Here is a 4,075-nt window from a genome sequence, read left to right on the forward strand (position 1 = left end):
AGCGGGATCAAAGAATCACACAGCCTCCTTTTTGACATCCATATGGAACTGGGAAATTACCAACTGGCCGAAAGATACCTGGACAGCATCAGGAACATCTCGGACTTCGGATACCTGATCCGTGCCGCTAAATGGAATGATCATAAAGGCGATCTCGATACCACCATCATGCTGATGGAAAAGGCCATGCAAAAGGCAGAATCGGCAAACAACAGAACCTTGAAGATCTGGTCCTACTCCAACATTGCAGATTACTACGGTCACGCCGGTCGAATAGCCGAATCCTACCGATATTATCTGAAAACCCTGGAATTGGATCCCGCCAACGCCTACGCAAAAAAGGGCATTACATGGATCGTTTTTTCTCATGAAAAAAACGGGATGGAAGCGTTGAGGATCCTCAATGCTATAGAACGGAATTATGCCTCACCGGATCACTATCTGCTGAAATATGAGATTGCTCAATACTCAGGTTTGGAAGAAGAAGCTGCAGAGTACCTGGACCAGTACTACAACCTTGTACAGAACAAGGCGTACGGAAGTATGTATACTAGTCATCAGGTTCAATTCTATATCGATGAGACCACAAACTATCACAAGGCACTCGAGCTTGCCATGGAAGAGGTAAACAACAGGGCTACTCCTGAAACGTATAGCCTCCTGGCCTACGCGTACTTCAAAAAAGGAGAGCTGCAAAAGGCCATGGAAATCGTCCGTGAACACGTCGATGGAAAATCGTTTGAGCCCGCTGTACAACTGCGTCTCTATGAGATGTACGAGGCCATGGGCGAGAAAGAGCGATCTGAGGAACTGAAAAAGGCCGTTACGGAAGCCCGTTATGAACTGGGGCCTTCGACAATAACCAAAATAGAATCCCTCGGGAGGCTATAGGCAGTAAACACGAACCCCCCCTCTATTTTGTAAAATCTATTTTCATGAGAACCTATCTCATCAGTCTTTGTATTTCCCTCATTGCGTTTGATCTTGCCGGGCAGGAGATATCAGGTACACTGGTCAGTAGCGAGAACACCCCTCTGGAAGGTGCCTATGTATTCAATCAAAATTCGAGCACCCACGCACACACCAATGAGAACGGATACTTTACCATAAGGGATACCCGGCCCGGGGATACTTTGAAAATGGGGGCATTGGGATACCAAAAGGTCGTGTTACCCTTAAATGAGAGACAATTTTCAGAGCGTCTGACCATCGTCATGGAAGAAGCTGCCCTTCAATTGAACGAGGTGGTCATACAACCCGAGATCAACGCCCTCTCGGTCCTGGCTGAAATCGACCTGAAGGTACAGCCCGTGGGTTCTTCCCAGGAAATTCTCCAAAAGGTTCCGGGCCTGTTTATAGGTCAGCATGCCGGAGGAGGCAAGGCAGAACAATTGTTTTTGAGGGGTTTCGATATCGACCACGGAACGGATATCGCCATCAGCGTGGACAACATGCCTGTCAATATGGTCTCCCATGCCCACGGACAGGGGTATTCCGACCTGCATTTCGTCATCCCGGAAATCCTGCAATCCGTAGATTTCGATAAAGGTCCCTACCATGCAGACAAAGGCAATTTTGCCACAGCAGGCTATGTGGGTTTCAGGACCAGGGATCATCTCGACAAGAATACAGTGCAGGTAGAATACGGGGATTTTGGTTGGAACAGGAATTTAGGCCTATTCAACATTGTGGATGAAAAACTTCAAAAAGCATACATAGCCACAGAATTTCTCCGCTTTGACGGTCCCTTTGAGAGCAGCCAGAACTTTTCCCGCATCAACCTTTTTGGCAAATACACCATCTCACAGGATCGAGATTCCCGATTTTCAGCAACCGTTTCCCACTTCACCAGCAACTGGGACGCCTCCGGGCAGATCCCTCAAAGGGCCGTGGATCAAGGTCTTATAAGTCGGTTTGGAGCCATCGACGATACGGAAGGAGGTACTACATCGAGATCGAACCTCAACTTTGAGTATTTCAAGGCATTGGGCGATGGAGGTATTTTCAAGACCAATGTTTTTTGGAGCCAATACGACTTCGAACTATTTTCCAATTTTACTTTTTTCCTGGAAGATCCGGAAAATGGTGATCAGATCGCTCAGCGTGAATCACGGGATCTGTTTGGTTTGAACTCGTCCTGGAACAAAAATTTACAATGGGGTACTGCCGATGCAGACTTGACCCTTGGTTCCGGCTTCAGGACGGACCTGATCCGGGACAATGAACTTTCCAAAACCGCCAACCGCAGAGAGATCCGCGAGCGGATACAACTGGGGGATGTAGAGGAAACAAATCTATACGGTTACCTGGACGCAAGAGTGCAGTGGGATAGATTTACCCTGCTTACCGGGCTGCGCCTCGATCACTTCGAATTTGGCTATGTCAATGCCCTAAGCAATGTGTACAAAAACCAGCGTGCCGTAAAAACCGTAGTTTCTCCTAAACTGAGTTTACTCTACAACCCGAGCAACAACTGGCAGCTGTTTTTAAAGTCGGGTATCGGGTTTCATTCCAATGATTCCCGGGTCGTACTCGGCCAAAACAACCGGGAAATACTGCCAAAAGCATATGGTGTAGATGCCGGGACCATCTTCCGCTCAGGAACTCAGTGGGTGTTCAATGCAGCCCTCTGGTATCTCTACCTCGAACAGGAATTTGTCTATGTGGGGGATGCCGGGATCGTGGAACCCAGTGGTCGTTCAGAGCGACAAGGTATAGACCTGGGGGTAAGGTACCAGATCAACGACTGGTTGTATTTCAATTCTGACCTGACCTATTCCAGGGCGCGCAGCATCGATGCTGTTGATGGAAATGACTACATACCCCTGGCCCCCGGGATCACCCTCGCAGGAGGTTTATCCGCCGTTGGTCTTAAGAAATGGTCAGGAGGGATCCGATATCGTTTTCTCGGCGACCGGCCGGCCAATGAGGACAACTCCATTGTAGCAGAAGGATATCTGGTCTTTGATTCAAATGTTAATTACGAGTTGCTCCCCGACCTTACCCTGGGAATTTCCGTTCAAAACCTGTTCAACACGGAGTGGAATGAAACCCAATTTGCAACCACCTCACGACTGCGGCAAGAGACTGAGGCTGTTGAAGAAATCCATTTTACCCCCGGAGCCCCCTTCTATCTACAGGGTAGGATTCGGTATACATTCTAGGGGAGTTCATCTTAAATTTAACCGGGGTAATTAGGAAGTCACCTTGCCCAGCACGTAAAGCTGTTCCAGGGTTGGGAACTCACTTCCTCCTTCAGGCTCCAGGGTGATCCCGAAAGCCTGGGAATCGTTTGGATTGCTCAAGGCAAAAATACCGTTGTCGTCATTGGTAAAATCTTCCAGAAGTCCCACGCTGGTGGGGCTGAGGGGATCCAGTTTGAGTGACCAGACCTGATAGGCCATACCTTCGGGCGGTGCAGGCAGGCCTTTGGCATCAATAAACAGCTGAGCTTCTTCTTTATTCCAGTACGCTTTTGCGTAGGACTCCGGAGAGACCGTTTGACCTCCGAGGGCAACAACGACCACGTTCTTATCCCTTATGGTGTTCAGGAGTTGCTCAGCACCCTCCAGTGAATTTTCCGCCTCGGCGATCTGTTCTTCCATAAGCAGGATTTCCGATTCTGCTCGCTGAATCTTCGAATTCAACTCCTTATTTTGAAAATATAAATAAGTAGTCCCGATTGCCAGCAGGAACGAAGCCGCCCAACCCAGATATTCCTTTCTGAGAATTCGGGAACCGCCTATGGATCTGATGCCCTTGTCATCACCTTGGGACAGGGAATGTGATATATTGTCAAAAGAAGGTTTGAATCCCGGTGCCGCTTCCCTTGTCAAGGCAAGAATGGCCTTTTCGATCTCGATGATCTCGGCCTGAATTTCAGGGTATTCGTCAGCATATCGGGCAACTTCCAGGTTTTCCTTTTCTGAAAGCTGACCTGCAACGTAAAGTTCCAGTATCCCTGATTCTATGTATGCCTTAACATCCCTCATTTTGCCGTCATGTTTTTCCTCAACTGGGAAATACAGTTTCGATTCCTCGTTTTAACCGTACCCAGAGGAATTTGCAGAACCTC

Annotated in this window: 3 protein-coding genes; 2 read left to right on the plus strand and 1 reads right to left on the minus strand. The window is 48.4% G+C overall.

Annotated elements, in window-relative coordinates:
- Both ABYP73_RS11805 and ABYP73_RS11810 read left to right on the plus strand, forming a co-directional pair.
- Positions 1-891, plus strand: an 891-nt coding sequence (locus ABYP73_RS11805) for a hypothetical protein (RefSeq protein WP_372974455.1), incomplete at its 5' end; no start/stop codon positions are given.
- A 44-nt stretch (positions 892-935) separates the two neighbouring features.
- Positions 936-3,164: a TonB-dependent receptor gene (locus tag ABYP73_RS11810; RefSeq protein WP_372974456.1), complete on the plus strand. Its 2,229-nt coding sequence runs from the start codon at positions 936-938 to the stop codon at positions 3,162-3,164.
- 30 nt (positions 3,165-3,194) lie between these two features.
- On the opposite strand, the gene ABYP73_RS11815 is transcribed toward ABYP73_RS11810, so the two are convergent.
- Positions 3,195-3,992, minus strand: coding sequence for an anti-sigma factor domain-containing protein (locus ABYP73_RS11815; protein WP_372944724.1), 798 nt, complete (start codon positions 3,990-3,992; stop codon positions 3,195-3,197).
- Between the last annotated feature and the right edge of the window lie 83 nt (positions 3,993-4,075).

The organism is Muriicola sp. (genome assembly GCF_041567615.1).
Classification (GTDB): Bacteria; Bacteroidota; Bacteroidia; order Flavobacteriales; family Flavobacteriaceae; genus Muriicola.